We start from the raw sequence: 26,127 nt of genomic DNA on the forward strand, positions 1-26,127 counted from the left end.
TTAGGCTGTTTTTTTAAACCCATAGGGGCAGTGTCGGCAGCCGTTTTTGCAGCAGTAACCCCGCTTAAGGTGATAAGCGGCCGTAAAAACCAGAAAACCCTCGGGCGTATAATAGTAATCCTCGTCCTTGAGGCCCGGAACTGTTCGCTTCTTCTGGCGGGTGGACATTAGAAATTGGGGGTTGCTAAAATAGATTGTAATTTTGATGGCAACCCTTTGTTAGGCTATATGGTTGTCAAAAAGTAAAATTGAGCCACTTTAAGGCCTTAATTTTAATCGTAAATTCATGGAAACTACCCTGTCCACATCACTCAGCCAGCAGGCCATTGATCGCGAAGAACGTTATGGCGCTCACAACTATCACCCACTCCCGGTGGTCCTGTCGCGGGGTGAGGGTGTCTTTGTCTGGGATGTCGAGGGAAATCGGTATTACGATTTTTTGTCGGCCTACAGTGCGGTTAGCCAGGGGCACTGCCATCCGCGCATTATTGGCGCCATGATGGAGCAGGCCGGTCGGCTCACACTCACTTCTCGTGCGTTTTATAACGATCAGCTGGGCGTGTGCGAGAAGTTTCTCTGCGAATATTTTGGCTACGACAAGGTACTGATGATGAACGCGGGCGTGGAAGGGGGCGAAACCGCCCTGAAACTAACCCGCAAATGGGCGTACAAAGTGAAGGGTATTCCGCAAAATGCAGCTAAGGTCGTGTTTGCCGAGGGGAACTTCTGGGGGCGTACCATTGCGGCTATCTCCTCCTCCAACGACGCCAGTAGCACCAACGATTTTGGCCCTCTGCTCACCGGCTATCTGCAAGTGCCCTACAATGACCTGCCTGCTCTGGAAAGCCTTTTTCAAACCGACCCGAACATTGCGGGTTTCATGGTCGAGCCGATTCAGGGCGAAGCGGGCGTGGTAGTGCCCGACGAGGGCTACCTGCGTGGGGTGCGCGCGTTGTGTACCCGCTACAAGGTGCTGTTCATTGCCGATGAAGTACAGACCGGCATTGGCCGCACCGGCCGCCAACTCGCCTGCGACCACGAAGGCGTAAAACCCGACCTGCTGGTGCTGGGTAAAGCCCTGTCGGGCGGAACCATGCCCGTATCGGCCGTACTGGCCAACGACGAGGTGATGCTAACCCTCAAGCCGGGTGAGCACGGCAGCACCTACGGGGGCAACCCGTTGGCCTGCGCCGTTACGATGGCAGCGCTTCAGGTAGTGCAGGACGAACAATTGGCCGAAAACGCCGAAGCGATGGGGCAAATCTTCCGGGACCGGATGAATGCCCTCCGCGCCAAATCCGATCTGATTACCCTTGTGCGGGGTAAAGGCCTGCTCAACGCGATTGTGATTGCCTCACGGCCAGCCTTCGGCGACCAAACCGCCTGGGAGCTTTGCCTGCGCCTGCGCGACAATGGTCTGCTTTGCAAGCCAACCCACGGCGACAAAATCCGGTTTGCGCCCCCCCTCGTGATTACCGAAGAGCAGATGCACGAGGCCTGCGATATTATCGAGAAAACGGTGTTAGCTTTTTGAGTAGCGGATTCGTTTTTCGACAGGATTTACGAGATTACAGGATTGGGCATCACAAACAGAAGCCCGCTGGTCTACTTGTAGCTTGTTCTTTGGCGCGAATGGACTTGACATTTTGAAAAACGGGTTGCAGATTTGCAACCACAAGCGGGAGTAGCTCAGTTGGTAGAGCGGCAGCTTCCCAAGCTGCAGGCCGTGGGTTCGAGACCCATTTCCCGCTCCAGAGAAAGCATCAGGCAAACATGCCCGGTGCTTTTTTGCTTTGTGCCCAATCGGCTGTTTATACTTCGTCTGATAGTCTGACAAAACCTGGCGGTACTTCTGCCCTAATCATCGACTAATACCCGGCAGCCTGCCCGTCTTTGCGCATTTCGGTAGCCCCCCAATACACCCGGTTGACGGCATCGAACCGAATGGCCTGATAGCCGCCAAAGAAGTCGGTTTCGGCTAACCGATGCCCACGCCGTTGCAGTTCGGCCCGAACCTGACTGTCAATACCACTTTCGAGTGCCACCCGACCTCCGTCGGTCATGACCGTACCGATAGGCTCACTGCTGCCGCTATGACTGAAACGGGCCGCATCGCCCGCTTCCTGTACATTCATGCCGAAGTCGATGAGGTTACAGAGCACCTGCACATGCCCCTGCGGTTGCATGGCTCCGCCCATCACCCCAAAGCTCAAAATCGGTTGCCCCTGCTTGGTCAAAAAACCGGGAATGATGGTATTAAACGGCCGTTTGCCGGGCGCGTACACGTTGGCATGGCCCGGCAGCATAGAAAAACTGGTGCCCCGGTTATGAAACACGAAGCCCAGCCCATCAGGTACCATGCCACTGCCAAATTCGAGCATATTGCTTTGAATCAACGACACCATGTTGCCTTCGTCGTCGGCCACGGTCAGATACACGGTATCGCCCGTACGCAGGGCCGGGTCGCCCGCATCGAGTCGTTCGGAAGCCTTCGACATGTTGATGAGCTTTCGCCGTTCGGCGGCATATTCTTTGGAAAGCAGCCACGACAACGGCACCTTACTAAATGCTGGGTCGGCGTAGTACCGGGCCCGGTCTTCGAACGCCAGCTTTTTAGCTTCAACCAGCACGTGCAGATAATCGGCACTATTGTGTTTCAGGGCTTTCAGATCAAAGCCCTCCAGAATATTCAGCATTTGCAGCACGGCAATACCCTGCCCATTGGGCGGTAGTTCATGCACATCGAAGCCCCGGTAGTTGGTCGAAACCGGCTCGACCCACTCGCTTTGGTGGGCTACCAAATCGGCCTTGCGTAAAGGCAGGCCATGTTTCCGGGCATACCGGTCCATGACATCAGCCAGCTTACCCTTGTAAAATGCATCGCGCCCCCCGGTGGCAATAGCCTCGTAGGTAGCCGCCAGTTGCGGGTTCCGAAACAGACTCCCCTCTGCCGGAGAGTTCCCATCGACCAGAAATGTTTGTCGAAAATTCGCAAACTCACCCACTACAGCCTGATTATCGGTTAGTCGGCGGGCCGCTACCTGCCATGAGTGGGCAATCACCTGCGGCACGGGTACCCCCTCGCGGGCGTACCGGATGCTCGGCTTCAACAGGGCTGGCATGCGGATTCTACCAAAGCGTTGGTGCAGGGCATACCACCCATCGACCGTGCCCGGCACCGAAACCGACAGGGGGCCATACAGCGGAATTTGTTTTTGCGCACCCAGCCGCGCCCGCAGGCTATCGTACGAGAGCCCCATCGGCGAGCGACCGCTGGCATTGAGCCCATACAGCCGCCGGTCTTTGGCCGACCAGACAATGGCAAACAAATCGCCCCCAATGCCGCCATTATTGGGCTCCACAACGCCCAAAGCGGCATTGGCTGCAATAGCCGCATCGACGGCCGTACCGCCCTGCTTAAGAATATCGAGCCCAATCTGCGTAGCCAGCGGATGGCTGGTAGCCACCATGCCGTGACGACCCAGCACGGGGCTTCGGGTGGCAAAGTTGGCACCACTGATTCGGTCGCCTTTGCCCGGTGTTTGGGCCGACACCGGTACGAGGCTACCGCCTGCCAGCATGAGCAGAGCGCCCCCCAACAAACACAAGCGAGTTGACAGAGTGATAACGGATTTCATACGGGTAAAACAGATACCTTCTCAGCAAGGCATTTGCGCTGTTCTTCTACCCTGAAGCCTGAGAGGGGTGTTAAAACATACCCGATTCATCCCCCGACAGCCCCTGAACGCGCTCCCACGAAAACGGGTACCAAATCCCGTTGTAATCGTCGAAAACCTCGGTAGCAGGCTCGCAGGCAAATAGCTTGTAGTTAAACTTGGGGTAGTCTTTCGCCAGGTACCCCGGATAGTAGTACGTTTTGCCAACCCGACGGGCATATTCTATCTTCTGCAACATCAGGAATTTACCCAGACTCTGCTTGCGGTAGGCCGGGTCGTAGAAGTTCATGATGCCGGCGATACTCTCCAATCCATTGTCGAAAATACCGGCGGCAATAAGCTTCCCGCCGTCGCGCACCTCCACTACGTAGGTATCGAACACATTGAATACAGATCCATTAAGCAAACACGACTCAACCGACTCGGGTGCGTCGAAATCGATTCCCCCCTTGTAGTCTGCATACAGCGTTTCCAACTCCTGCGTAAGCCGAAAGGGTGTTACAGATACCTCGAACCCACCGTTGATTTTCAGAATTCGGAGCTGACTTTTGCCGTAGATCACGTTGGGCAGCACCAACCGCAACCAGTACACCTGACACAGTTTGTCTTCAAAAAAAACGTACCGGCACGTAAACAAGTCCTGCTGCATTCGGAAGTACCCTTCGCTCAGGTACAAATCGAGGTCTCGGCCTCTCATCGGCTGTAACATTTATGGATGGGCCTCAATTTCGGTTTTTGGGCAATGGAATGCAACCCCAACAAAAAAGCCCAACCGATTGGCTGGGCTTCTGTATGCGTGTACACGCCTGAAATTATTGCAACTGGGCAACCGCAGCCTTGATCCGGCCAACGGCTTCAACAAGGTTCTCGTCGGAAGCTGCTGTGCTGATACGCAGGCAGTTAGGCGCACCAAAGCCAGAGCCCGCTACCGTGGCCACATACGCTTTGTTGAGTAGCCAAAGCGCAAAATCATCCGAGTTCTGAATGGTTGTTGTCCCGTCCGATTTCCCGTAGTACGCACTCACGTCCGGAAACGCGTAGAAAGCGCCCGTAGGCACGTTGACCTTAAAGCCCGGAATATCTTTCAACAGTTTTACCACCAGATCCCGACGGCGCTTGTAAGCTTCGTTCATGGCGTAGGTTGGCTCCATCGTACCCGTCAAGGCAGCTACGGTGGCCTTTTGGGCAATCGAGTTTGTCCCCGACGTTACCTGACCCTGTAGTTTCTCTACCCCGTCGGCAATCCATTTGGCAGCACCGATGTAGCCAATCCGCCAGCCGGTCATGGCAAACCCTTTTGCCACGCCATTAACCGTAATCACGCGGTCGGCAATTTCGGGGATTGAACCGATGCTGAAATGTCCTTCGGGGGTGAAGTTGATGTATTCGTAAATCTCGTCAGCGAGCACATACACATTGTCGTGACGGGCAATCACATCCCCAATCGCGCGCAGTTCAGCCTCCGAATATACCGATCCGGTTGGGTTGTTGGGCGATGCAAACATCACCACCTTGGTCCGGTCGGTGATGGCGGCTTCGAGTTGCTCGGGAGTCACTTTAAAATCGTTCTCAAAGGCTCCGTCGATCACCACCGAACGCCCTTCGGCCAGCTTCACCATTTCGGAGTAGCTCACCCAATAGGGCGCAAAAATGATGACCTCGTCGCCGGGGTTCACCAACACGCTGATTACGTTAGCGAGTGAGTGCTTGGCCCCCGTTGATACCACAATGTTCTCGGGTTTCCAGTTAATGTTGTTGTCCCGTTTCAGCTTGTCTGCAATCGCTTTACGGAGATCGGGGTAACCCGCTACCGGCGAGTAACCGTGGAAACCATCGTCGATGGCTTTTTTGGCCGCATCACAAATGTGTTGTGGGGTTTTGAAATCAGGCTCTCCTACGCTGAGACTGATTACAGCGTGACCCTGAGCAGCCAGCTCACGGGCCATTTTGGTCATCGCCAGCGTCGAAGATTCCTCCAGCGCGTTGATCCGATCCGCTAAGGGATGGGTGGCGTTGAGCGTTGCAGACATAACAGTGAATTGTACGTTAATATTTTGACAACAAATCGACCGCAAAGATACTATGATTGTATCGTAAAGGCCTGATTATTGACAAAATATAATTTCTACAACGCCACAAGCCGGGCTTTCTCGTTGGGCCAAAATACCGCCGGGCCTCTGACCCGACGGCAACGAGTATCCTGTCTACCGCCGGTTGGCTTTCCAGCGGCTCACTTTGGCTTCGGTCACGGCCGTTCCGTTGGTGGCAGCGGGCTTACGGTTGGCAAATAGCTGAGCCGCCAACACGGCTGCCAGTTGAGTCTCAGCAGCATCCGGCGCCGGTTTAAGTACGTCGGGCGTGAAGTACCGGTTTACAAAGTGCGTATCGAAGTTGCCCGACGTAAAGGCTGGGTGCTCCATCACGTATTGGCAGAAAGGCAATGTCGTTTGTACGCCCGTAATCTGATACTCATCGATAGCCCGAATCATTTTCTGGATGGCCTCGGTGCGGTCGTTACCGTAGGTGATGAGTTTGGCAATCATCGGGTCGTAATAAATCGGAATCTCCATACCCTGCTCGAAACCATCATCCACACGCACGCCATTTCCCTGCGGCCGCACATAGGTTTGCAGCGTACCTACGTCGGGCAGGAAGTTGTTGGTAGGGTCTTCGGCATACACCCGCACCTCCACCGCATGCCCTTTTATTTCGAGGTCTTCCTGTTTAATAGTCAGCTCTTTTCCCTCGGCAATGTAAATCATCTGCTTCACCAGATCCACGCCCGTAATCTGCTCGGTTACGGGGTGCTCTACCTGCAGGCGGGTGTTCATTTCGAGGAAATAAAAGTTCAGTTGATCGTCGACGATAAACTCAACCGTACCCGCCCCGTAGTACCCACAGGCGCGGGCCACATCGACCGCACACCGACCCATTTCGGCCCGGATTTCGGGCGTCAATACAGCCGATGGCGCTTCTTCCACTACTTTCTGATGCCGACGTTGCACCGAGCATTCGCGTTCGAACAGGTGAATAATATTGCCGTGCTGATCGCCCAGCACCTGAATCTCGATGTGCCGGGGCGAGGTCACATACTTCTCAATAAACACCGATCCGTCGCCGAAGGCCGAAATAGCCTCACTTACGGCACGGTCCATCTGCTCGTCAAAGTCTTCTTCGCGCTCTACAATCCGCATCCCTTTGCCGCCCCCGCCCGCACTTGCCTTGATCAGAATCGGGTAGCCGATCTGCGCCGAAATAACTTTAGCCTCTGCCCGGTCTGAGATAGCCGAAGGCGTGCCCGGCACCATCGGAATATTGTACGTCGACACGGCGGCTTTGGCGGCCAGTTTGCTACCCATCACCTCGATACTTTCGGGCGAAGGCCCCACAAAGATCAACCCGGCCTCGCGCACCAGTTGGGCAAATCGGGCATTTTCAGACAAAAACCCGTAGCCGGGGTGAATGGCGTCGACCCCTAACTGGCGGCACACCTCGATAATGGTGTCGGCTTTCAGGTACGACTCCGACGAGGGGGCTGGCCCAACACAAACAGCCTCGTCGGCATACCTGACGTGCAGCGCGTGCCGATCGGCTTCGGAATAAATGGCCACGGTTTGGATACCCATTTCGCGGCAGGTGCGCATGATACGGAGGGCTATTTCGCCCCGATTGGCAACAAGTAGTTTACGGATGCTTGGCATTGGTCTGTACAACGAAGTGGCACTTCGTTGGGCCGTCAGGCCTGAAAAGTAAGTACAGAAAAAGTAGCCGAATGGCTCAACGAAGTGCCACTTCGTTGTACAATATGCAAATTAGCCAAACGGTACGGAATGTTCATAAAATTGAATTTTAGGACGTTGAATTGGCCAATGCCAACATTTCCTGTATTTTTGCACTTATTGAACTAACGACACCCGTATTTCGCTTAATAACAGGCACATAACCGGATAAACGACTCTAAAAAGTGGATTTATTTGAGAAATTACGTACGAACCTGGGGCCGATAGGCTCCTCGTCGAAAGAGCTAAGTGGTCATCACTATTTTGCATTTCCAAAGTTAGAGGGCGAACTCGGTCCACATATGATGTTCCGGGGCAAGCGTATGCTCAACTGGAGCTTGAATAATTACTTAGGGTTAGCCAACCATCCGGAGGTACGCAAGGCCGATGCCGATGCCACTGCCGAATGGGGCCTGGCCTACCCGATGGGCGCCCGTATGATGTCGGGCAACTCCGATCTGCACGAAGAACTGGAGGCCCGTCTGGCCAAATTTGTCGGTAAAGAAGACGCTTTCCTGCTCAATTATGGGTATCAGGGGGTTATGTCGGCTATCGAAGCCGTAGTGGATCACCGCGACGTGATCGTGTACGATGCCGAGTGCCATGCCTGCCTTATCGACGGGATTCGGCTGCATAAAGCCAAGCTGGGTGAGTACTATAAGTTTAACCACAATGACATGGCCAGCCTGGAGAAAAACCTGCAGCGGGCCGAGAAGAAAGCCGCCGAAAAAGGCGGTAGCATTCTGGTTATCACCGAAGGCGTATTCGGTATGTCGGGTAAAGTGGGTAGCCTCGCCGAGATTGTAGCCCTGAAAGAGAAATATGAATTCCGTCTGCTGGTCGACGATGCCCACGGGTTTGGTACGATGGGCGAGACCGGCGCGGGCGTTGGCGAAATGCAGGGTTGCCAGGAAGGCATAGATCTGTACTTCTCAACATTTGCCAAGTCGATGGCGGCCATCGGGGCTTTTATTGCCGGTGACCACGACATCATCATGTACCTCAAGTACAACATGCGCTCGCAAACGTACGCTAAGGCCCTGCCCATGCCGTACGTAATTGGCGCCATGAAGCGTCTTGACCTGATTCAGCAGCACCCCGAACTGCGGGCTAAGTTGTGGGAAAACGTACAGGCGCTACAGAGTGGCTTGCGGGCCCGTGGGTTCAACATTGGCGATACAACCTCGCCGGTTACGCCGGTCCTGCTGCAAAGCGAGGGTGGCGTAGCCGAGGCCACGGCACTCGTCCGCGACCTACGCGAGAAACACGGTGTATTCTGTTCGATTGTGGTGTACCCCGTTGTGCCCAAAGGCGTGATTATGTTGCGGGTTATTCCAACGGCTGCCCACTCCTTGGAAGACGTTGAATACACCCTGAATGTGTTTAGCGAAGTGGCCGAAAATCTCAAAAATGGCCTCTACAGACAATTGGTGGCCTCTCCGGTAGCCGAAGAGACCGTTGAAGTGTCGGCTGAGTCTGCCGCAGAATAAGGTTAGGTAACGCTTTTTGCATTTTTCTCCTATTTTTTTGGGTCAGCTATTGCGTTGTATATAAGAATGCCTAAATTTCAGCCGAAAACCGCGTTTTTAGCGGATTTAGGGCATTTTTAACAATTAAACCTCATCCGTACTATCATGGCACGATTTGATGAAGTAAAGAATCTGGTGATGTCACTGGAAGCTGATTTCGAGAAATTCTACGAGAAGAATAATCAGGCAGCAGGCACGCGTGTACGCAAAGGCATGCAGGACCTGAAGACGTTGGCCCAGCAAATTCGCTCAGAAGTTCAGGAAGCTAAAAACGCGGCTGCTAAGTAATAGCCCGTTCTCTCCTTATGAAAGAACCCACTGGAAATCAGTGGGTTCTTTTGTTTTAGACCCTTCACCAATAAGGCAGGACTTAGATTTTCTCCCGGTGCATGAGCCTGGCCACACCGCGCGTTGTGACCTTACCCGTTTGCTTATCGCGGACTTCGCCCAGAATTTCGGCAATGTGCCGGGCCTCGTCAATTGACTGCACCGTAAACGTGACTTCGTAGTCGGTATCAACAAACATAGGCCGCAAAAACTCCAGCGTTTGGCCCAGATACACCGAACCGTATCCCGGAAATTCGGTGCCCAACACTTTGGTGAAGATACTTGCCCCCAACATCCCGTGAATAATCGGTCGTTTGAAGGGAGTTTGAGCCGCAAATTCGGCATCCAGATGAAGGGGATTGTTGTCGCCCGTAACGCGGGCAAAGTCTTCTACATCGGCCTGCGAGAACCGAAAAGCGTGACTGTACGTGGCATGAAGACCAAATTCAGGCGTCATAAGTTGGAGTTATAGAGGTGATTCCCGTAGATTCAGGACGCTAAATAACCGCCAAATAGTATGTCTATGACTTCACGACGCCATTTTCTTCGCTGGGGAGCGCTGGCTCTGCCTCAGTTTCAACTGGCTAAGCTGATTCCGGGCGCAAAACCCGTTGCCAAAAAGCCAATTGTTGTTTCAACTTGGGACAGCGGCAAAACAGCGAATAATGGTGCCTGGCCCGTGTTGCAAAAAGGTGGCTCGGCGCTCGATGCGGTCGAACAGGCCGGGATCTTTATCGAAAACGAACCCAGCTGCTGCGTAGGTCTGGATGGCAACCCCGACCGCGACGGATATGTAACTCTCGACGCCTGCATCATGGACCATCAGTACAATTGTGGGTCGGTGGTGTTTCTGGAGCGGATCAAGCACCCGATTTCGGTGGCCCGGAAGCTTATGGAGACGACTCCACACGTGATGCTTGCCGGTGAGGGTGCCCAGCAGTTTGCCGTAGCTAATGGTTTTGCGCTGGAACCCCAAAAACTCTCCGCTGATGCCGAGCGTACGTACCGTCAATGGCTTAAAAAATCAGAGTACAAGCCTATTATCAATATTGAAAACCAACCCCGGCCCAAACCGGACCGCAAAGGCAACGGACCGTTTGCACCGTCGTACTTCGACGATGGTACGCCCAACCACGATACCATGGGCACCGTGGCCCTCGATGCCGCCGGTAACTTGTCGGGTATGTGTACCACGAGCGGCATGGCGTTTAAGATGCGGGGTCGTATTGGCGACTCACCCATCATCGGAGCGGGCCTGTACGTCGACAACGAGGTAGGGGCCGTAACCTGCTCCGGACAAGGCGAAGAGGTGATTCGGATGTGCGGTTCGCACCTGGTCATTGAGTTTATGCGGCAGGGCAAAAGCCCCGAGGAGGCTTGTCGGCTAGCCATTGAACGGATTGTAAAACGCGATGTCAACCGGGCCAAAGAATTTCAGGTCGGCTTTATTGCGCTGAGCAAAGCGGGCGAAATTGGCGCGTATTCGGTGCAGCCCAACTTCTCGTACACGGTTATGGCCGACGGCATCAACAACGTGACAACGGCATCGAAAAGTTATTTCAAGTAAATGCAGGAGCCGCGGCCTCAATCTATCGTGTGTCGCGGCACCTTACTAAATACCCCGTAGCTTTGTGAGCAGTTGCCTGCCGCTGGCGGGCCGGTTATTGCTTATGTTAAAACGCTTGTTTTCGCTCGACACCGCATCGCAGAAGCGGGTCTTCGGGCTGGATGTGCTCCGGGCCGCGGCCATTCTGATTGTGGTTGATGCACACGCCAACAACGCGCTGGGGTCGTACCATCAGGGCGGGTTACTTCATCAGTTTCTGCCCGATGGCGTGGAGTTGTTCTTTGTCCTGAGCGGGTTTCTGATTGGAGGAATCCTGATCCGAATTTATGAACAGGAAGGCCGCATGGACGGACCCGTACTGATGAATTTCTGGGTACGCCGATGGTTCAGGACTTTACCAAACTATTATCTGGTGCTGGGCGGTATTATCGGTATCAATCTGATTCAGGCGTTTCTGACCGGGCAGCATCACTCGCTACCAGCCAAATGGACCCTTGCCAGCTATTTTGTTTTTCTACAGAATTTTGCCTGGTACGTACCCGATTTCTTCCCCGAAACGTGGAGTCTGGCTATTGAAGAATGGTCGTACCTGTTTATTCCGCTTATTTTGCTCCTCTGGCACCGGCTGCGCCCGGCCCATTGGTCGCAGCAGCGGGTTGTCCTGGCTGTTATCCTGACGGTAATTGTGGGGACTAACCTACTCCGGCTGGTTTTGGCGTTACAGCAGCCAATTTCGGCCGGTGAGCTGGGATTTCGGGGCATTGTCATCACCCGGCTCGATGCCATTGCGTATGGTGTACTGGCGGCTTACGTGAAGCAGTATTACCCCGCTTTCTGGCGTAGCCCCATGGCCCAGAAAAACGCGTTCTGGCTGGGACTGGTCATGACTGTCATCACCGCATTTACCGCGTCGATTCTGATCCTGGCTTTTTACGTCGACAGTGGCGTGTACCCAGCGTATGTATTTTACAAGCGTACGTTTTACTTTCTGGTGATTGGTTTGAGCATGATGCTGCTCATTCCGCGGATGGACGCCTGGCGGTCGGCTACGGGCTGGATTCCCCGCGCCATTACCCACGTCAGTCTGATTTCGTACTCGCTGTACCTGCTCAACCTGACGCCCGTGATGGGGCTGCTCATCAACCGCATCCCGACAACTTCACTGACGGTTGGGTACGGCAAGGTGGTTTTGTTCTGGATAGTCAGCCTGGGGCTGTCGACCCTGCTGCATAAGTACTACGAATTACCCATGACGAGCCTCCGCGACCGTATGTCGAAGCGCGAACCCCACCTTACCGAGACGGCCAACGTCCACTGATTTGTTAGCTGGAATGGTCGCTGACGATCACCCAACGGCCTTTGAGCTTGCGCCACAACAAGGTGTAATGCCCACCGGCATCGCCTACCTGCGGGCGGGTCAGGTGCCACTTGCCAATCACGTACGCCACATTGGGGGCCGGAAATTCGAGTTTCAGAATATCAAACTTGAGCGTTCCCATCGAGGCCCGGTCGGGGTAGCGCTTCTTGTAGTTGGCTAACGTAGCCTCGTACCCTTTGGTCACCCCGATCTTGCCCACAAACGTGAGCGAATCCGACTGCCAGTAGCCGTTCATAAAATCGTCGACCCGGCCCGCATTCCAGTCGGTTGTCTGGCGGTCAAGAATAGCCAAAATAGCCCGGCGGTCGGCGGCCGACTGCGCCGTGGCTGCACCAGCAGCCCAAAACAACAATACCGCAACAAATACCTTTCGCATAGCAGAAACAAACCCGTTTGCAGGTTCGGCAACAATATACACACGAAACCGAAACAGGGTCATGGCCGTCCCTCCTATGCTCACCGAATCGTATCGATCCGAACGGCTCCTCCCCGCCGGAGCGAATCGGGCCGGAGCTTCCGCCGACCGGGCCGGGTAGTATCAATTGGGACTTCCCGGTTCTGATTCGGATTCACGGGTTTTGCCTGCGGACGCGCCGGGCGGGCCTGCTGGGGATTCGGGGTCGAGGTCGATTGGTTCATTACCGGCGCCTGTTGCGCTCCGGCCGTCAACGACAGACCAAGGAGGCTCATCATAAGAAAGAGGCTCGTTTTCATACGTAGTGTATCAATTTTAGTTTGTGATTTCTTTTGAATATTACGTGCTCCCAAACAGCAAATGGGCTGTAACAAAAGAAGCCGGACGGGTGCTATTCCCATCCGGCTTTTTCTGGGCCATCACATTTATGGATTACGTATTTATGGATTACGTAGAAACGCAATCTATTCCGTCTCCAGTGCTTGTTTACCGATTCGTTGTGCTGCGGGGGCTCGTTGTATTGCTCCGACGACCGTTTCGCATATTCGAGTTCGTATCCATAGTCTGGTTCGTGGTGCGGTCCGTTGAGCGTACCCGGTTCTGACTCCGGCGGGTATTCCCCTGCTGCATGGTCCGGTCTTCCTGCGTCGAGTAGCTACCACTATTGGTGCTTCCGGTGCCGGTTGTACCCGTAGTGCCGGTTGTGCCCTGCGTGTTGTAATTTCCCGAATTGGTATTCTGCGGGTTGGTCTGCGTAGTGCCCGTTGGCTGTTGCGTTGGCGTAATACCCGTGTTGTACTGACCACCCGTTGTGGTGGGCTGGGTCTGGTACGTGCCTGCGTTCGTGTTGGTGCTCGATGGCTGCGTCTGATACGTGCCTGAGTTTGTATTCGTGTTCGACGGATTGTTCATCGTACCCGTGTTCGTGGTACCCGTACCAGTGGTCCCGGTTGGCGTTTGCGTCGAGTTCGTTGTCTGTGCCTGAGCGTTCAGGGTCATACCGGCTGCCAGCATGAGGCCCATGATCATTAGCTTTTTCATCACTAAAACCTGTTTTGTCTATAGTTTTGGTCGTTTACCAAAATCTTAACCCTCGGCTTTTAGATGATGTTCGTTTTTATTGAGGGAACGGGCCAGCTCGAAGCCCCACAAAGCAAGTTAAATCTAATTAGTGAATACTTAAAACGCTACAGTTTAAGCCGAATAGCTTCTTCTTTCAGCCTTGCCTTGTCGATAGGGACTACCCCCACTGACTCACAAACGAGCCCTCCGCCGAGGTTCGACAAACCGGCCACCAGTTGGGGCGGCTGACGCAGTGCCACGCAGCAGGCCGCAATGCTAATGACAGTGTCGCCCGCACCCGATACGTCCGATATTTGCCGCAGGTGAGCCGGCAAGCGGTGTTGCTGATTATCGAAGTCAATATACACCCCCCGCTCCGACAGGGTAATGAGTGCGCCCTTGATCTGCAACGATTCTTTCAGCGTATCAACTGCCTGCTGAAACTCAGCGGGGTCGTCGACATCAAATTCCAGCTTCAGGCCTTCCTTCAATTCTTTCAGGTTTGGCTTGAAAAGTGTGGTATGGTGGTAATTCAGGAAATTGCGCTTTTTGGGATCAACAACCGTCGGAACGCCCTGCTCGTTGGCGAAGGCCGTGATTTCGGCAATCGACTCGGCGTTGAGCACTCCTTTGTCGTAATCTTCAAAAATAACTACCTGACAGGTCGGAATCAGCTCTTTGGCCTTAGCAATGAGCCGGGCCCGCTCCGTAGTCGTAATATGCTTGTCGGTTTCGGTATCGACCCGTACCACCTGCTGCGAACCGGCAATAATCCGCTCTTTGATCGTGGTAATCCGTGACTCACTCCGAATCAGCCCATCGCACGACAGACAACGCTCATTCAATTGGCCAACCAGCCGGTCACCGGGCTCGTCGGTCCCGATCACCGAACAGATAATAGCCTCAGCGCCCAATGCCTGCACATTAAGGAGCACATTGCCCGCCCCTCCCAGCCGCAACTCCCGCCGAACCACATTCACGACCGGAACCGGGGCCTCGGGCGATATACGGTCAACGCGGCCCCACACGTAGGAGTCGAGCATCACATCGCCAATAATCAGCACCCGGAGGTTGTTGAATGCATTGAAAAGTTCATCGATGGCGACTTCACGCGGTGTATTTCCATGCGAGGCATTTCCGTTCTGGGCATTGCCATGCCCGACCGTATCGAGTGCAGGACTCATGAGCAGCATTTGAGTTGTTTCTGGGTGCAAAGAAACGAAAAAGGCGTGGCACCAATGTACCTTTGCCTATGACTTTACCAAACCGCGACTCTGCTGTTATCTGGCATCCGTTCACTCAGATGCAAACAGCCCCGCTCCCGATTCCGATTGTTTGGGGCGAGGGTAGCCTGCTTTTCGACGCATCGGGCCGGTCATTTCTGGACATGATTTCGTCCTGGTGGGTAAACCTGCACGGGCACAGCCACCCCTACATTGCCCAGCGTGTGAGCGAGCAACTCAATACCCTGGAGCATGTCATTTTTGCTGATTTTACGCACGAACCGGCCGTACAGCTAGCCGAGCGGCTCTTACCTCTACTACCCTCCAACCAACGCCGGGTGTTTTACTCCGACAATGGCTCTACCGCGGTAGAGGTAGCCCTGAAAATGGCATTTCAGTACTGGCATAATCTGGGGCAGCCGCGTCGGCGGGTAGTCGCTTTCGAAGACGCCTACCATGGCGACACCTTCGGAGCCATGGCCGTTGGCGGGCGCAGTGCCTTTACGGCTCCGTTTGTTCCGTTTCTGTTCGATGTTGAATACCTGCCCGCCCCCACGCCCGGCCGGGAGGAGGCCGTACTCGAACAGGCCCGGCACCTGTTTGCCGACGATGTGGCCGCGTTTATTTTTGAACCGTTGGTGCAGGGGGCCGGCGGCATGGTTATGTACGAGCCAGAGCCGTTACAGGCGCTTATCCGCATGGCACGTCAGCACGGTGCCCTTGTGATTGCCGACGAGGTGATGACGGGCTTTGGGCGTACGGGCAAGACATTTGCCTGCCACTACCTGACCGAACAACCCGACCTAATGTGTTTGTCGAAAGGGCTCACCGGCGGCACCATGGCCCTGAGCGTAACCACCTGCACGGCGGCCATCTACGAAGCGTTTCTGTCGACCGACCGCTACAAGACCCTGTTTCACGGGCACTCATTTACGGCTAATCCGGTGGCCTGTGCCGCGTCGTTGGCCAGTCTCGATTTATTACAGAAACCCGAAACGGAACAGGCCATTGCCCGCATCGCGCAACAGCACCAAACCTTTGCCGAAACGCTACGGCAGCACCCGGCAGTTGAGAATGTACGGCAGCGCGGCACGATTCTGGCGTTCGATCTGCGGGTTTCGGGCGAAGGCAGCTCATATTTCAACAGTATTCGGGACGTGGCCTACCGCTACCTACTTGACCGGGGTATTCTGATGCGACCCCTGGGTAACGTGCTTTACCTGCTTCCCCCCTACAGCACCACCAACGGGCAGCTCGACGAGGCTTACACGGCTATTCTCGGCTTACTCGATATACTCTGATAGGCAAAATGGCCTGCCCGATGCCGAAATGACATCGGGCAGGCCATTTTAAACAGACCCGCACGGGCGGCTATACTTCAACCGATGACGTGTACCGGTCAACAACTTCATTAGGGTGCACCTGCAACACATTGGCCAGTACCAGTAATACAAGCGTGCGGGAAGCAATTTTCCGGGGAACATTAGCCAGGCTGGCGAAGGCATCGACCGTGATGGTCTGGTGCTGGCTCAGGTGTTGCATCAGCACCCGCTCTTTGTCGCCATAAGTAAAGCGTACGCTACGGTCGGCCCGCTGCCCTTTCAGAATTTCCCGCACCTCTTTACTTGCCTGCACCGAGCGATCGGCTACGCGGACATAGGCTTTTTTCTCCTCGGGCTTATCAGCGTCGAGAACCACGTAATGTGGCCGACCGGGGCTGGCTGGAATCTTAAACAGCAGAACTTCGCGCTCGTCGTACAACGGAATACGCTCTACGGTGTACGGAATGGCCGGAAAGCAGAATTTCTGAATGGCGCGTTCGAGCAGGTAAAGGTCTTCGTCGGCATGTTTGAGGCCGGGAATACTCAGGTCGTCGTTCACACCGATAAAGAGCAGCCCGCCTTCTGAATTGGCAAAAGCGACTACCTCACGGATAATTTTTTCGGGGTGATTGACTTTCAATTTAAACTCGATCTGCTGGCCTTCACCCCGACGAACCAGATCTTTGAGTGCCCGGTAGTCCATAATTGGCTTACTGATTGTGTGGAGCACTTACTTGTCTAAATATACAACGGGTATTTAAAAACACAAGTACGGCTTTCCGGCGGATGTTATTATCTTGTTACGAAGTTGAGCGAATGGCGTTAAGGCCCAACTTTCTGGCCACAAAATCGGTTATCTGAACAGGGTCGCAGGGCCCACCTGTCTGATTAACCTAACTTAATAACACAAAAATGCTACTAAACGTTGCCTTAGTCATCGGGACGTTTCTGTTCATGGAAGGCGTTGCCTGGTTTACCCATAAGTACGTCATGCACGGTATTTTGTGGAGTTGGCACCGCGATCACCACAACCACCACAAAGGCTTTTTTGAACGAAACGACCTGTTTGCCGTCGTTTTCAGCGCCGTTTCCATCTCGCTGATCGTAACGGGTGTCGAGGTAGAGTCGCTCCGTTTTCTGGCCTGGATCGGCGGTGGCGTAACCCTATACGGCATCTTCTACTTCGTTTTCCACGACATTATTGTTCACCAGCGGGTGAAGTTCAAACACCGCTTTACTGGCCCGTATATGCAGCGAATCATCCGGGCGCATTACATTCACCACAAAGTACACACCAAAGAGGGCGCCGAGGCCTTCGGGTTTTTGTACGCTCCCAAGAAATACGACCGGAACGTTCGGTCGACTACATCGGCTACCGAAGCCTAATCGGTAAACTCTGAGTACACGCATGAACCGCACAACCAACCTTCACCGCTTACGAACCGAACAGTTTGATATATGTATTTTAGGCGGTGGAGCCACTGGGGCCGGTTGTGCACTCGATGCAGCCAGTCGGGGTTTGAAAACAGCCCTGATCGAACGCAACGATTTTAGTTCGGCCACCTCCAGCAGCTCGACCAAACTGGTGCATGGCGGGGTGCGGTATCTGGAGCAAGCCTTCAAAAAACTCGACCCCAGGCAGCTTTCTATGGTCCGAAAGGGCCTATACGAACGCCAAACTGTATTGCGGCTGGCTCCGCACCTGGCCCATCCGCTCGCTCTGCTCACGCCCTGTAAAAACTGGTTTGCTGGCCTCTACTTTACCATTGGCCTGAAGCTGTATGATCTGCTGGCCGGCAGCCGCCGGTTGGCGCCCAGCCGCTGGCTCTCCCACCGGGAGGCTCTGGATTACTTCCCGGCCTTTTCAACGAAAGGGTTTCACAGTGCCGTGCTGTACTACGACGGGCAGTTCGACGATGCCCGTTTCAACCTGGGCCTGGCCCAAACAGCCGATGGGCAAGGCGCGGCCGTAGCCAACCATTGCTCGGCAATTCGGTTTGAGACCGATGACACAGGCGCGGTTCGGGCGGTGCTGCTGCGCGACGAGCTTAGTGGCGAGACATTCTGGCTGCGGGCGCGCGTATTTGTGAATGCTACGGGCACATTGGCCGACTCGCTCCGGCGCGAGGCCAACCCCAATCAGGCTAACCGGATGCGCGCCAGTAAAGGGGCACACGTAGTTTTGCCCATGCAGGCTGTGGGCAATACACGGGCCGCTCTGCTCATTCCCGAAACGTCGGACGGGCGCGTGCTATTTGCTATTCCGTGGCGGGGTCATTACCTCATCGGTACCACCGACACCGAAGCCGACCCCACCGAAACGCCGTATCTACAACCCGACGAGGCTTCGTTTTTGCTCAAGCACGTCAGCGAGTACCTGACCGTTCCGCTCTCGGCCGAGCAGATCACAGGCGGATTTGCCGGCTTACGGCCCCTTCTGCAAGCCGACCCCAATGCCGACTCGAAAAGCCTGGTTCGTGACCACGAAGTAGAAGTCGACGAACAGTCGGGACTGGTCAGTATTATGGGCGGCAAATGGACAACCTACCGGCTTATGGCGCAGGACACCATCGACGTGTGCTGCGAGCGGCTGGGAATCCATAAAGAGTGTCATACCGACGAACTGACCTTACTTGGGGGGGCTGGATACACACCCGATTTTGTGGAATCGCTGGTGAAGCGCCATGTGCATATTCCGGCGCAAACAATCCGGCACCTGGCCCAGACGTACGGCACACAGGCAACGGTCGTGCTCGACCTGATCGAAGCCGACCCGGCTCTGGGCGAAGAATTGGTGGCGGGTCATCCTTTCGTGAAGGCCGAAGTTTGCTATGCGGCACGCCACGAGATGGCCCAGACCCTCGAAGACCTGCTACTACGTCGGATTCGGCTCGGCCTTGTCGACTGGCGGGCGGCTTTAGCGGCTATCCCTACTGCTACGGCGCTATTGAGCACCGAACTGGGCTGGTCAGATGCACACGCCCAAGCGCAGCAACAGGCCTTCAAAACCCAAATTCAGACCTACATCGAGCAGGCGAAGCATAGCCACCCTGAACCGCTATTAAAGTGATGAGTGATAAACGATGAGGGATGAGTTGGCTGGCGCGTCTTTTTACGCTTGCGCCAGCCAACTCATCCCTCATCGTTTATCACTCATCACTCACAGACAGGCCCCGTAACAAGATGCTACGGGGCCTGTTTGCGTATAAAAGGCGGGATTCACTCCCGATTAATATTCATCTTCATTGAAGAAGAAATCGTCTTTGGTCGGGTAATCCGGCCAGATTTCTTCGATGCTTTCGTAAGGTTGTCCATCGTCTTCCAGCTCCTGAAGGTTTTCAACCACTTCGAGCGGGGCTCCCGAGCGAATCGAGAAGTCAATGAGTTCATCTTTGGTGGCGGGCCAGGGGGCATCTTCCAGATACGACGCCAATTCGAGTGTCCAGTACATACGTATTACTTGTTTTAGAGTCTTGCTTTATGAGGGTGCAAAAGTAAAAAAATTTATATATCCAAGGGTCCTTTCGTAAAATTCTGCCCTCAGATAGAATAAACGGCATTTAGGCCATAAACTGAGTGGCTATGCATTTGTTTATTTTGCACTCAAATAAAGCTTTTTCACCATGCAAATCGAAATCTGCTGTTACTCGCTCACCGATTGCCACACCGCCGAACAGGCCGGCGCCGACCGGATTGAACTCTGCGGAGGCCTAAGCGACGGCGGCCTGACCCCCAGCGCGGGGCTGCTCCGACTCGTTAAAGAGCACGTCAAGATTCCGGTTTGGGTGATGATTCGACCGCGCGGGGGCGATTTTGTGTATGATGATGCCGAAGTGGCCGTTATGGAAGCCGACATCGACCTGGCGCGCCAACTCGGTGCCGATGGGCTGGTACTTGGTTGCCTGCAACCCGATGGCTCTGTAGATGAAGCACTCACCCGGCGGCTAATCGACCGGGGGCAGGGATTACCCGTTACGTTTCATCGGGCGTTCGATGTGTGCCGCGATCCGCTATCGGCTCTGGAGGCCATCATCCGAACGGGTGCCGTGCGGATTCTGACATCGGGCCAGCAACCTAATGCCCCAGCCGGAGCCGCGCTGCTGCAAACGTTGGCCCAACAGGCCGCCGGGCGCATTCAGATTATGGCCGGGGCCGGTGTAAACGCCCAAAACGCCGAACAGCTCGCCCAAACCGGCGTCGATGCGCTTCACCTGAGTGGGCAACAAACAACGCCCAGCCCCATGCAATACCGGTCGGAGGTGGTGCGTATGGCATCGGCGGTGCAGGGCGAATACGACCGACATGGAGCCAGTCTGCCAAAAATCCGGCCGGTCGTCGAGCTGGTCCGCGCCTATACCGACGGAGCGTCCGCTACCCGTTGATCTCGGCAAATAAGTTTCGGCCAACCCGTTGCTGAACATCCCGCAGGGCATCGGCATAAGGCTGGTATAAAACCCGGGCGGGCGGCTGGTCAGTGCGGCTCAGGTCGGCATCCCAAAGCCCCGAATGATGCCACTCACGGTCCAGATGGTCCCAGTCGGGCCGGTCGATGATCGGATACAGGCAAACACCCCACAGGGGTACCCCCTGTTCAATGGCCGCCCGGCACTCTTCGCCCACAAACCGAATCCAGCCCGGCCGGTCGATACCGGGGTGACTCGTTTCGGTGAGGGCCACCGGGCGTTTGTACCGGCCGTAGGCTTCAATAAGCAGGCTACGCAGGGGCCGCCAACGCGGGTCGTTGCCTTCGTTGACCCACGGCAAAAAATCGAACGTGGGCACCACCCACTGGTTATTGTAGTAATAATTGAAACCCAGAATATCGAGGTTATCTTCGGTACCGCCCAGTTCAGGGCACATCCGGCCAGCCAGCATATCAACCGCCTGATACTGGTTCGTGTGGGCCTCAGCCGCCTGTCGAATCTGGTCGAGATCAGGGTGCAGAGGGGGCACCATATTCACCAGCGGCTCGGTAGTTAGAATACGGACTGTAGGGTCAATTTCGCGCATGGCCGCAATGCCTTCGATGTAGGCCCGCATCAGGCCGTATTTAACCGCAAACCCCTGGTTGGTGGTGTAAGGCTGCGTACCGCGGGCGTCGCCCCCCAGCCACGAGATAAAGCTCACCTCATTGATAGGCGTAACCACCAATGGGCCATCGGGGCGATTGTCGCGGTACATTTGCACAAAAGCGCGGCACAGGGCCGCAAACCGCCGGGCAAACATCGGATGCAGTGGGTGCAGATCGTCGGCGTAACCGAAGTGACAGATATCCCAGACCTGCTGAATACCGTGCACCCGGCCCCGCTCCATCAAGTACTGCACCTCAGACCAGTCGTACTGGTAGGGCCGTTTCTCGACCTTACTCCACCCGATTCCTTCCCGAACAGTGTGGAGGCCAAACGCCCGAATCCGCTCATAGTCGTCATCGCAGAGAACCAGGTGGCCGGTAATGTCGAGAAAATCGACCCGATTGCCGAAGCAGTTCAACTGGTCGGTACATTCAAAACCCGCCCACCAAAACGAGTCAAAAGGGTTCTGATTAGGGTTACTGGTAGTCATTCGTGAGGGTTTGAGGCCAATTGAATACTAATCGACACGGTTTCGATTTCGTTGCAAAAGCCGATTGAGTGGCCCCCTTCTCCGCGAATGACTACCCGTTGGGTGCAGGACAAGTTTATTTTTCGACAGGATTACAGGATTTTCTTTTATAAAAATAATCCTGTAATCCTGTCATAAAACTTTTTTGGCAAGCCTGCCGTGAGGAATCTTACTCCCTGGAACCTCGTCTTAAGCATGGAGACACGAAAGTCCTCAACCGCTTAATCCTCCCAATCAAACGACCGCTCAACGGCTTTGCTCCAGCCCCGTAGCAAGCGCGCGCGGGTGGGCTCGTCGAGATTCGGCTGGTATGTTTTGCTGACTCCCCAATTCAGGCACAGGTCGTCGGTATTTTTCCAGTACCCTACCGCCAGGCCAGCCGCGTAAGCAGCCCCCAAAGCAGTGGTTTCGGTGATGGTTGGGCGTACCACCGGCACATCGAGAATATCAGACTGAAACTGCATGAGGAGGTTATTGAGGGTCATTCCCCCGTCGACACGCAGTGAGCTCAGTTCCATACCAGCATCCTGCTCCATCGCCCGAACAACGTCGTAGGTCTGGTAAGCAGTGGCTTCGAGCACCGCCCGGGCAATATGCCCTTTATTGACAAACCGGGTCAGGCCGGCCACCACCCCGCGCGCGTTGGCTTTCCAGTAGGGTGCATACAGGCCCGAAAAAGCCGGCACAAAATACGCCCCGCCATTATCGTCGACGGTTTTGGCCAGCGTTTCTACGTCAGCACTGTTTTTGATCATGCCCAGGTTATCGCGTAACCACTGCACCAACGCGCCTGTAATAGCCACGCTTCCTTCGAGAGCGTAGTTGACTGGCTCATTGCCAAATTTATAGGCAACGGTTGTAAGCAGTCCGCAGGTCGACTCGCGTAATTCAGTACCCGTGTTGAGCAGTAAAAAGCATCCTGTACCGTACGTATTTTTGGCCTGACCGGGCTCAAAGCAGGTTTGCCCCACCAAAGCCGCGTGCTGATCGCCCAGAATACCGGCCACAGGCACACCCGGCATTACCTCCGAGGCCACCATGCCGTAGACCTCGCTACTTGAGCGGATAGTCGGCAGCATGGCACGTGGAATATTGAAATCGCGCAGAAGGTCATCGTCCCAATCAAGGGTGCGGAGGTTCATCAGCTGGGTCCGGCTGGCATTGGTCACATCAGTAATGTGTAACCCTCCCTGCGGGCCACCGGTCAGATTCCAGGTAACAAACGTGTCCATTGTCCCGAAGAGCGCATCGCCCCGCTCGGCATCGGCCCGCAAACCGGCCACGTTATCGAGCAGCCAGCGTAGCTTGAGGCCACTGAAGTAAGTAGCCAACGGCAGGCCGGTTTGCGCCCGAAACCGGTCTTGTCCACCCGTAGCCGAAAACGAGTTGACCAGATCGCCGGTGCGGGTATCCTGCCAAACCAGCGCATTATAATAGGGTTTTCCGGTTTTCCGGTTCCAGACCACCGTGGTTTCGCGTTGGTTGGTAATCCCGATTGCCTCAATATCGTTGGCGTGGAGTTTGGCCTTGATGCGGGCGAGGGCAATTACTTCGAGGGTATTTTTCCAGATTTCCTCGGGGTCATGCTCAACCCAGCCGGGCTGCGGGTAAATCTGCTTGTGTTCTTTCTGCGCCAGAGCCACAATGGTACCCTGCCGGTCGAAAACAATGCAGCGAGTACTGGTAGTGCCCTGATCAATAGCGGCAACGTAAGACATGAGTCAGTAAGGGTTTATTGCTAAACCACAAACTTGCCGATTGTTTGGGACTGTATCAAGTGTCGGGCCGTTGCGTGCGTGCAATATGCGCACACGGCCGCCTAACCCGTTGTGGGCGGGGAATCGTTACAACCAAACGAATGAGAAGAAACAGATTGGCTACCGCAAATCGTCGGGGGTGGTGATTTTGATGTTGGCGTAGTCCCCTTCGATCAGGGTGATCGGAAAATGAGCGTATTCGAGTACGCTGGCGCAGTCGGTAAAGAAAGGCTGCTCCTCTACGGCAAACGCCTGCCGAAACCAATCGAGCCGGAACGTCTGCGGAGTTTGCACGAGCCTTACCCGGCTCCGGTCTACGGCCTCACTTCGCCCCTCTTCATCAACGAGCCGCACCGAGTCTTTGGCCGGTACGCAGGTGACCGCGCTCCCGGTTTGGGCCGCCGTTTCAAAGCCCCGGCGGATAATATCGGTCGATACAAAAGGGCGCACCCCGTCGTGCACGGCCACAAACCCCTCAGGTGCATCGATAGCCGCCAACCCATTCCGTACGGATTGGAACCGCGAGGCCCCGCCAATAACGGTTTGTACCGGTACATCGAACCCATGCTCGGCGCACAGGGCCTGCCAGGTTTCGAGGTCGCGGGCGGGCAACACCAGTATAATGCGCAGATCGGGTGAATAGGCCCGAAATTGTTCGAGGGTATGCTGCAGGATAGGCTTGCCGTTGAGCAGCAAAAATTGCTTGGCTACTGCCGACTGCATACGGCTGCCACTGCCCCCGGCAACAATGATCGCGTAGTGGGTCATAAGGAAAAAAGGAGTGAGGAGATAGAAGTGAGAAGTGAGGAGTTGCTGACGCCTGAACATTACTTTCGCGTCAGCAACTCCTCACCGCCGGGCGACCCCGCCCTCACTTCTATCTCCTCACTCCTAAACGTTAGATAATCAGCATAGCGTCGCCGTAACTGAAGAAGCGGTATTTCTCTTTGATGGCCGTTTGGTACACCTCCTTCATGAACTCATGGCCACCAAACGCACTTGCCATCATAATCAGAATGGACTCAGGCAGGTGGAAGTTGGTCAGCAGGGCGTTGGCAATCTTGAAATCGTAAGGCGGGAAGATAAACCGGTCGGTCCAGCCTTCAACGGGCTTCAACCGGCTATTGGCCGACACCGACGACTCAATTGCCTTGAGCGACGTAGTGCCGATGGCACACACCCGCTTACCCGCATCGAGGGCGGTGTTGACAATCTGAGCCGAGTCAGACGGGATAGCGTAGTTTTCCGAATCTGTCTTGTGCTTGGTCAGGTCTTCTACATCGACCTGCCGGAACGTACCGAGGCCCACGTGCAGGGTGATCGGGGCAAAATGAATGCCTTTGATCTCCATACGCTTCATCATGGCTTTGGTGAAGTGCAGACCAGCCGTTGGTGCCGCTACAGCGCCTACATGTTCGGCAAAAACGGTCTGATACCGCTCACGGTCGGCATCTTCGGTTTCGCGCTTGATTTCGCGGGGCAGTGGCATCTCGCCCAGTTCGTCAACTGCTTTCATGAACTCTTCATGCGAGCCATCGAACAAAAACCGGATCGTGCGTCCCCGAGAGGTTGTATTATCGATTACCTCGGCCACCAGATCGCTGTCGCCGAAATAAAGTTTGTTACCAACACGAATTTTGCGGGCAGGGTCCACCAGTACATCCCACAGTTTCATTTCGCGATTGAGCTCGCGTAGCAGGAACACCTCGATCTTGGCCCCGGTCTTCTCTTTATTGCCGTACAATCGCGCCGGAAACACCTTGGTGTTGTTAATCACCATGACGTCGCCGTCGTCGAAATAGCTCAGCAGATCAGAGAACATTTTGTGTTCGATTTGCTTTGTCTTGCGGTGCACTACCATTAAGCGTGCTTCACCGCGCTCCGCCGGATACTTTGCGATCAGGCTCTCAGGCAAGTCGAACCTAAATTCAGATAGCTTCATAAGCGTATTAGCCCCAAATAATCAACCCGTTATAACAAAAAGTTTGCAAATATACAACGCAAAAACCCGGATGCTTCTTTTTCTCCGGGTTTTACTTGCAATTTTCGCAATTATGTTCTAAACGCTCACTTTTTTTAAATAGGAATTACTCGTGCCCAAGCGGCTGCACAGATCCTTCCGTATTGACCGTAGGCCGCTCACCGACGTTGAACTTAGCCATCAACTCGGCCGAAACCTCGTTAGCATATGTGCCCTGCGCCGATACAAATAGCCCTTTTTGACCTGCCTTGGTCGTAATGGCATATAGTGTCATTTCGTCGCCGGGGTCAGAGGTGCCTTCAAATCGGTGAAACTCATCGACCATAAATTCGTCGCCCCGCACACGCATGTCGGTACCGGCTACGGTCAGATAGTCGGCATGGGGAGAAAACTCGTAGCTGTAGCCCCGAGCGCGGAGGTTTTCCATCGCTTCGGTTAGGGTGGTGAAGTAATTCATGACGTTGGTACGTTGTTGTTTACCGATTAACCACCAGCCTGCCAGATGGTTT

The 26,127-nt window shown here is 54.8% G+C and carries 26 protein-coding genes and 1 tRNA gene; 10 read left to right on the forward strand and 17 right to left on the reverse strand.

The features are described from left to right. Nucleotides 1-168 carry a C1orf53 family protein gene (locus RUDLU_RS30020; RefSeq protein WP_019988768.1) on the reverse strand — a complete coding sequence of 56 codons (168 nt, stop codon included), beginning with the start codon at nt 166-168 and terminating at the stop codon, nt 1-3. A 118-nt stretch (nt 169-286) separates the two neighbouring features. Here RUDLU_RS30020 and rocD point away from each other — a divergent pair, with 118 nt between their 5' ends. Beyond that, the gene (gene rocD / locus RUDLU_RS0112705; protein WP_019988769.1) at nt 287-1,534 is read left to right on the forward strand and encodes an ornithine--oxo-acid transaminase; all 1,248 of its coding nucleotides are present in this window, start codon (nt 287-289) and stop codon (nt 1,532-1,534) included. 144 nt (nt 1,535-1,678) lie between these two features. Continuing rightward, nucleotides 1,679-1,754: transfer RNA gene (locus RUDLU_RS0112710), tRNA-Gly, on the forward strand. A gap of 114 nt (nt 1,755-1,868) precedes the next feature. On the opposite strand, the gene ggt is transcribed toward RUDLU_RS0112710, so the two are convergent. From ggt to accC, 4 genes are all read right to left on the reverse strand, one after another. Continuing rightward, nucleotides 1,869-3,581 (reverse strand): gamma-glutamyltransferase, encoded by a 1,713-nt coding sequence (ggt, locus tag RUDLU_RS0112715; protein ID WP_027303007.1) that lies wholly within the window; start codon nt 3,579-3,581, stop codon nt 1,869-1,871. 127 nt (nt 3,582-3,708) lie between these two features. Continuing rightward, nucleotides 3,709-4,374, reverse strand: coding sequence for a hypothetical protein (locus tag RUDLU_RS0112720; protein WP_019988771.1), 666 nt, complete (start codon nt 4,372-4,374; stop codon nt 3,709-3,711). Between the two features lie 115 nt (nt 4,375-4,489). Beyond that, on the reverse strand, nt 4,490-5,707 hold the full coding sequence (locus RUDLU_RS0112725) for a pyridoxal phosphate-dependent aminotransferase (protein WP_019988772.1): 1,218 nt from the start codon (nt 5,705-5,707) through the stop codon (nt 4,490-4,492). Between the two features lie 174 nt (nt 5,708-5,881). After that, nucleotides 5,882-7,378, reverse strand: a complete 1,497-nt coding sequence (gene accC, locus RUDLU_RS0112730; protein ID WP_019988773.1) for an acetyl-CoA carboxylase biotin carboxylase subunit — start codon at nt 7,376-7,378, stop codon at nt 5,882-5,884. 263 nt (nt 7,379-7,641) lie between these two features. On the opposite strand from accC, the gene RUDLU_RS0112735 reads away from it, so the two are divergent. Next, entirely contained in the window at nt 7,642-8,946 is a 1,305-nt protein-coding gene (locus RUDLU_RS0112735; protein ID WP_027303008.1) for an aminotransferase class I/II-fold pyridoxal phosphate-dependent enzyme, read from the forward strand. A 144-nt stretch (nt 8,947-9,090) separates the two neighbouring features. Then, complete coding sequence (locus RUDLU_RS0112740; protein ID WP_019988775.1) at nt 9,091-9,273, forward strand: hypothetical protein; 183 nt, start codon at nt 9,091-9,093, stop codon at nt 9,271-9,273. Between the two features lie 82 nt (nt 9,274-9,355). Here the strand turns inward: RUDLU_RS0112740 and RUDLU_RS0112745 are convergent, their stop codons facing one another. Beyond that, nucleotides 9,356-9,769: a MaoC family dehydratase gene (locus tag RUDLU_RS0112745; RefSeq protein WP_019988776.1), complete on the reverse strand. Its 414-nt coding sequence runs from the start codon at nt 9,767-9,769 to the stop codon at nt 9,356-9,358. A 66-nt stretch (nt 9,770-9,835) separates the two neighbouring features. On the opposite strand from RUDLU_RS0112745, the gene RUDLU_RS0112750 reads away from it, so the two are divergent. Both RUDLU_RS0112750 and RUDLU_RS0112755 read left to right on the forward strand, forming a co-directional pair. Further along, complete coding sequence (locus tag RUDLU_RS0112750) at nt 9,836-10,879, forward strand: isoaspartyl peptidase/L-asparaginase family protein (protein WP_019988777.1); 1,044 nt, start codon at nt 9,836-9,838, stop codon at nt 10,877-10,879. 103 nt (nt 10,880-10,982) lie between these two features. Next, a complete protein-coding gene (locus RUDLU_RS0112755; protein ID WP_027303009.1) occupies nt 10,983-12,197 on the forward strand; it encodes an acyltransferase family protein in 1,215 nt (404 codons plus the stop codon). A 4-nt stretch (nt 12,198-12,201) separates the two neighbouring features. Here RUDLU_RS0112755 and RUDLU_RS0112760 read toward each other — a convergent pair whose 3' ends face one another. The 4 genes from RUDLU_RS0112760 to RUDLU_RS0112775 form a co-directional block, all read right to left on the reverse strand. Further along, nucleotides 12,202-12,633, reverse strand: coding sequence for a YybH family protein (locus RUDLU_RS0112760; RefSeq protein ID WP_027303010.1), 432 nt, complete (start codon nt 12,631-12,633; stop codon nt 12,202-12,204). 80 nt (nt 12,634-12,713) lie between these two features. Continuing rightward, a complete protein-coding gene (locus RUDLU_RS0112765) occupies nt 12,714-12,950 on the reverse strand; it encodes a hypothetical protein (RefSeq protein WP_157580182.1) in 237 nt (78 codons plus the stop codon). A gap of 208 nt (nt 12,951-13,158) precedes the next feature. Beyond that, nucleotides 13,159-13,713 (reverse strand): hypothetical protein, encoded by a 555-nt coding sequence (locus RUDLU_RS27420; RefSeq protein WP_019988781.1) that lies wholly within the window; start codon nt 13,711-13,713, stop codon nt 13,159-13,161. A gap of 146 nt (nt 13,714-13,859) precedes the next feature. Beyond that, nucleotides 13,860-14,927 (reverse strand): bifunctional heptose 7-phosphate kinase/heptose 1-phosphate adenyltransferase, encoded by a 1,068-nt coding sequence (locus RUDLU_RS0112775; protein WP_019988782.1) that lies wholly within the window; start codon nt 14,925-14,927, stop codon nt 13,860-13,862. Nucleotides 14,928-14,986: 59 nt separating this feature from the next. Here RUDLU_RS0112775 and bioA point away from each other — a divergent pair, with 59 nt between their 5' ends. Then, a complete protein-coding gene (gene bioA, locus RUDLU_RS0112780) occupies nt 14,987-16,258 on the forward strand; it encodes an adenosylmethionine--8-amino-7-oxononanoate transaminase (RefSeq protein ID WP_027303012.1) in 1,272 nt (423 codons plus the stop codon). Between the two features lie 70 nt (nt 16,259-16,328). Here the strand turns inward: bioA and RUDLU_RS0112785 are convergent, their stop codons facing one another. Next, nucleotides 16,329-16,982: an AlbA family DNA-binding domain-containing protein gene (locus RUDLU_RS0112785; RefSeq protein ID WP_019988784.1), complete on the reverse strand. Its 654-nt coding sequence runs from the start codon at nt 16,980-16,982 to the stop codon at nt 16,329-16,331. A 209-nt stretch (nt 16,983-17,191) separates the two neighbouring features. Here RUDLU_RS0112785 and RUDLU_RS0112790 point away from each other — a divergent pair, with 209 nt between their 5' ends. Both RUDLU_RS0112790 and RUDLU_RS0112795 read left to right on the forward strand, forming a co-directional pair. Beyond that, entirely contained in the window at nt 17,192-17,665 is a 474-nt protein-coding gene (locus tag RUDLU_RS0112790; protein WP_027303013.1) for a sterol desaturase family protein, read from the forward strand. A 22-nt stretch (nt 17,666-17,687) separates the two neighbouring features. Then, on the forward strand, nt 17,688-19,349 hold the full coding sequence (locus tag RUDLU_RS0112795; RefSeq protein WP_019988786.1) for a glycerol-3-phosphate dehydrogenase/oxidase: 1,662 nt from the start codon (nt 17,688-17,690) through the stop codon (nt 19,347-19,349). Nucleotides 19,350-19,508: 159 nt separating this feature from the next. On the opposite strand, the gene RUDLU_RS0112800 is transcribed toward RUDLU_RS0112795, so the two are convergent. After that, nucleotides 19,509-19,730: a DUF2795 domain-containing protein gene (locus tag RUDLU_RS0112800; RefSeq protein ID WP_015329640.1), complete on the reverse strand. Its 222-nt coding sequence runs from the start codon at nt 19,728-19,730 to the stop codon at nt 19,509-19,511. Nucleotides 19,731-19,902: 172 nt separating this feature from the next. On the opposite strand from RUDLU_RS0112800, the gene RUDLU_RS0112805 reads away from it, so the two are divergent. Further along, nucleotides 19,903-20,661 carry a copper homeostasis protein CutC gene (locus RUDLU_RS0112805; protein WP_019988787.1) on the forward strand — a complete coding sequence of 253 codons (759 nt, stop codon included), beginning with the start codon at nt 19,903-19,905 and terminating at the stop codon, nt 20,659-20,661. Here the strand turns inward: RUDLU_RS0112805 and RUDLU_RS0112810 are convergent. The 5 genes from RUDLU_RS0112810 to RUDLU_RS0112830 form a co-directional block, all read right to left on the reverse strand. After that, nucleotides 20,651-21,841 (reverse strand): hypothetical protein, encoded by a 1,191-nt coding sequence (locus RUDLU_RS0112810; protein WP_019988788.1) that lies wholly within the window; start codon nt 21,839-21,841, stop codon nt 20,651-20,653. The two genes, RUDLU_RS0112805 and RUDLU_RS0112810, sit on opposite strands and share 11 nt — an antisense overlap. A gap of 260 nt (nt 21,842-22,101) precedes the next feature. After that, on the reverse strand, nt 22,102-23,598 hold the full coding sequence (gene glpK, locus RUDLU_RS0112815; RefSeq protein WP_019988789.1) for a glycerol kinase GlpK: 1,497 nt from the start codon (nt 23,596-23,598) through the stop codon (nt 22,102-22,104). Between the two features lie 159 nt (nt 23,599-23,757). Continuing rightward, nucleotides 23,758-24,405, reverse strand: a complete 648-nt coding sequence (locus RUDLU_RS0112820; protein WP_019988790.1) for a 2-C-methyl-D-erythritol 4-phosphate cytidylyltransferase — start codon at nt 24,403-24,405, stop codon at nt 23,758-23,760. Nucleotides 24,406-24,535: 130 nt separating this feature from the next. Then, entirely contained in the window at nt 24,536-25,579 is a 1,044-nt protein-coding gene (gene queA, locus RUDLU_RS0112825; protein WP_027303014.1) for a tRNA preQ1(34) S-adenosylmethionine ribosyltransferase-isomerase QueA, read from the reverse strand. Between the two features lie 145 nt (nt 25,580-25,724). Continuing rightward, entirely contained in the window at nt 25,725-26,075 is a 351-nt protein-coding gene (locus tag RUDLU_RS0112830) for a hypothetical protein (protein ID WP_019988792.1), read from the reverse strand. Nucleotides 26,076-26,127: the final 52 nt, after the last annotated feature.

This window comes from Rudanella lutea DSM 19387 (assembly GCF_000383955.1).
GTDB classification, from domain to species: Bacteria; Bacteroidota; Bacteroidia; order Cytophagales; family Spirosomataceae; genus Rudanella; species Rudanella lutea.

Excerpts from the sequence above, each read along its gene's own strand:
- RUDLU_RS0112725 (WP_019988772.1), bottom strand. The coding sequence starts at position 5,707 with ATGTCTGCAACGCTCAACGCCACCCATCCCTTAGCGGATCGGATCAAC.
- RUDLU_RS0112805 (WP_019988787.1), top strand. The coding sequence starts at position 19,903 with ATGCAAATCGAAATCTGCTGTTACTCGCTCACCGATTGCCACACCGCC.
- RUDLU_RS0112755 (WP_027303009.1), top strand. The coding sequence starts at position 10,983 with ATGTTAAAACGCTTGTTTTCGCTCGACACCGCATCGCAGAAGCGGGTC.
- RUDLU_RS0112745 (WP_019988776.1), bottom strand. The coding sequence starts at position 9,769 with ATGACGCCTGAATTTGGTCTTCATGCCACGTACAGTCACGCTTTTCGG.
- RUDLU_RS0112795 (WP_019988786.1), top strand. The coding sequence starts at position 17,688 with ATGAACCGCACAACCAACCTTCACCGCTTACGAACCGAACAGTTTGAT.
- accC (WP_019988773.1), bottom strand. The coding sequence starts at position 7,378 with ATGCCAAGCATCCGTAAACTACTTGTTGCCAATCGGGGCGAAATAGCC.
- RUDLU_RS0112830 (WP_019988792.1), bottom strand. The coding sequence starts at position 26,075 with ATGAATTACTTCACCACCCTAACCGAAGCGATGGAAAACCTCCGCGCT.
- RUDLU_RS30020 (WP_019988768.1), bottom strand. The coding sequence starts at position 168 with ATGTCCACCCGCCAGAAGAAGCGAACAGTTCCGGGCCTCAAGGACGAG.
- rocD (WP_019988769.1), top strand. The coding sequence starts at position 287 with ATGGAAACTACCCTGTCCACATCACTCAGCCAGCAGGCCATTGATCGC.
- bioA (WP_027303012.1), top strand. The coding sequence starts at position 14,987 with ATGACTTTACCAAACCGCGACTCTGCTGTTATCTGGCATCCGTTCACT.
- RUDLU_RS0112775 (WP_019988782.1), bottom strand. The coding sequence starts at position 14,927 with ATGCTGCTCATGAGTCCTGCACTCGATACGGTCGGGCATGGCAATGCC.
- RUDLU_RS0112765 (WP_157580182.1), bottom strand. The coding sequence starts at position 12,950 with ATGATGAGCCTCCTTGGTCTGTCGTTGACGGCCGGAGCGCAACAGGCG.
- RUDLU_RS0112790 (WP_027303013.1), top strand. The coding sequence starts at position 17,192 with ATGCTACTAAACGTTGCCTTAGTCATCGGGACGTTTCTGTTCATGGAA.
- RUDLU_RS0112740 (WP_019988775.1), top strand. The coding sequence starts at position 9,091 with ATGGCACGATTTGATGAAGTAAAGAATCTGGTGATGTCACTGGAAGCT.
- RUDLU_RS0112750 (WP_019988777.1), top strand. The coding sequence starts at position 9,836 with ATGACTTCACGACGCCATTTTCTTCGCTGGGGAGCGCTGGCTCTGCCT.
- RUDLU_RS0112785 (WP_019988784.1), bottom strand. The coding sequence starts at position 16,982 with ATGGACTACCGGGCACTCAAAGATCTGGTTCGTCGGGGTGAAGGCCAG.
- queA (WP_027303014.1), bottom strand. The coding sequence starts at position 25,579 with ATGAAGCTATCTGAATTTAGGTTCGACTTGCCTGAGAGCCTGATCGCA.
- RUDLU_RS0112810 (WP_019988788.1), bottom strand. The coding sequence starts at position 21,841 with ATGACTACCAGTAACCCTAATCAGAACCCTTTTGACTCGTTTTGGTGG.
- RUDLU_RS27420 (WP_019988781.1), bottom strand. The coding sequence starts at position 13,713 with ATGAAAAAGCTAATGATCATGGGCCTCATGCTGGCAGCCGGTATGACC.
- RUDLU_RS0112760 (WP_027303010.1), bottom strand. The coding sequence starts at position 12,633 with ATGCGAAAGGTATTTGTTGCGGTATTGTTGTTTTGGGCTGCTGGTGCA.
- RUDLU_RS0112800 (WP_015329640.1), bottom strand. The coding sequence starts at position 19,730 with ATGTACTGGACACTCGAATTGGCGTCGTATCTGGAAGATGCCCCCTGG.
- RUDLU_RS0112720 (WP_019988771.1), bottom strand. The coding sequence starts at position 4,374 with ATGAGAGGCCGAGACCTCGATTTGTACCTGAGCGAAGGGTACTTCCGA.
- RUDLU_RS0112820 (WP_019988790.1), bottom strand. The coding sequence starts at position 24,405 with ATGACCCACTACGCGATCATTGTTGCCGGGGGCAGTGGCAGCCGTATG.
- ggt (WP_027303007.1), bottom strand. The coding sequence starts at position 3,581 with ATGCTGGCAGGCGGTAGCCTCGTACCGGTGTCGGCCCAAACACCGGGC.
- glpK (WP_019988789.1), bottom strand. The coding sequence starts at position 23,598 with ATGTCTTACGTTGCCGCTATTGATCAGGGCACTACCAGTACTCGCTGC.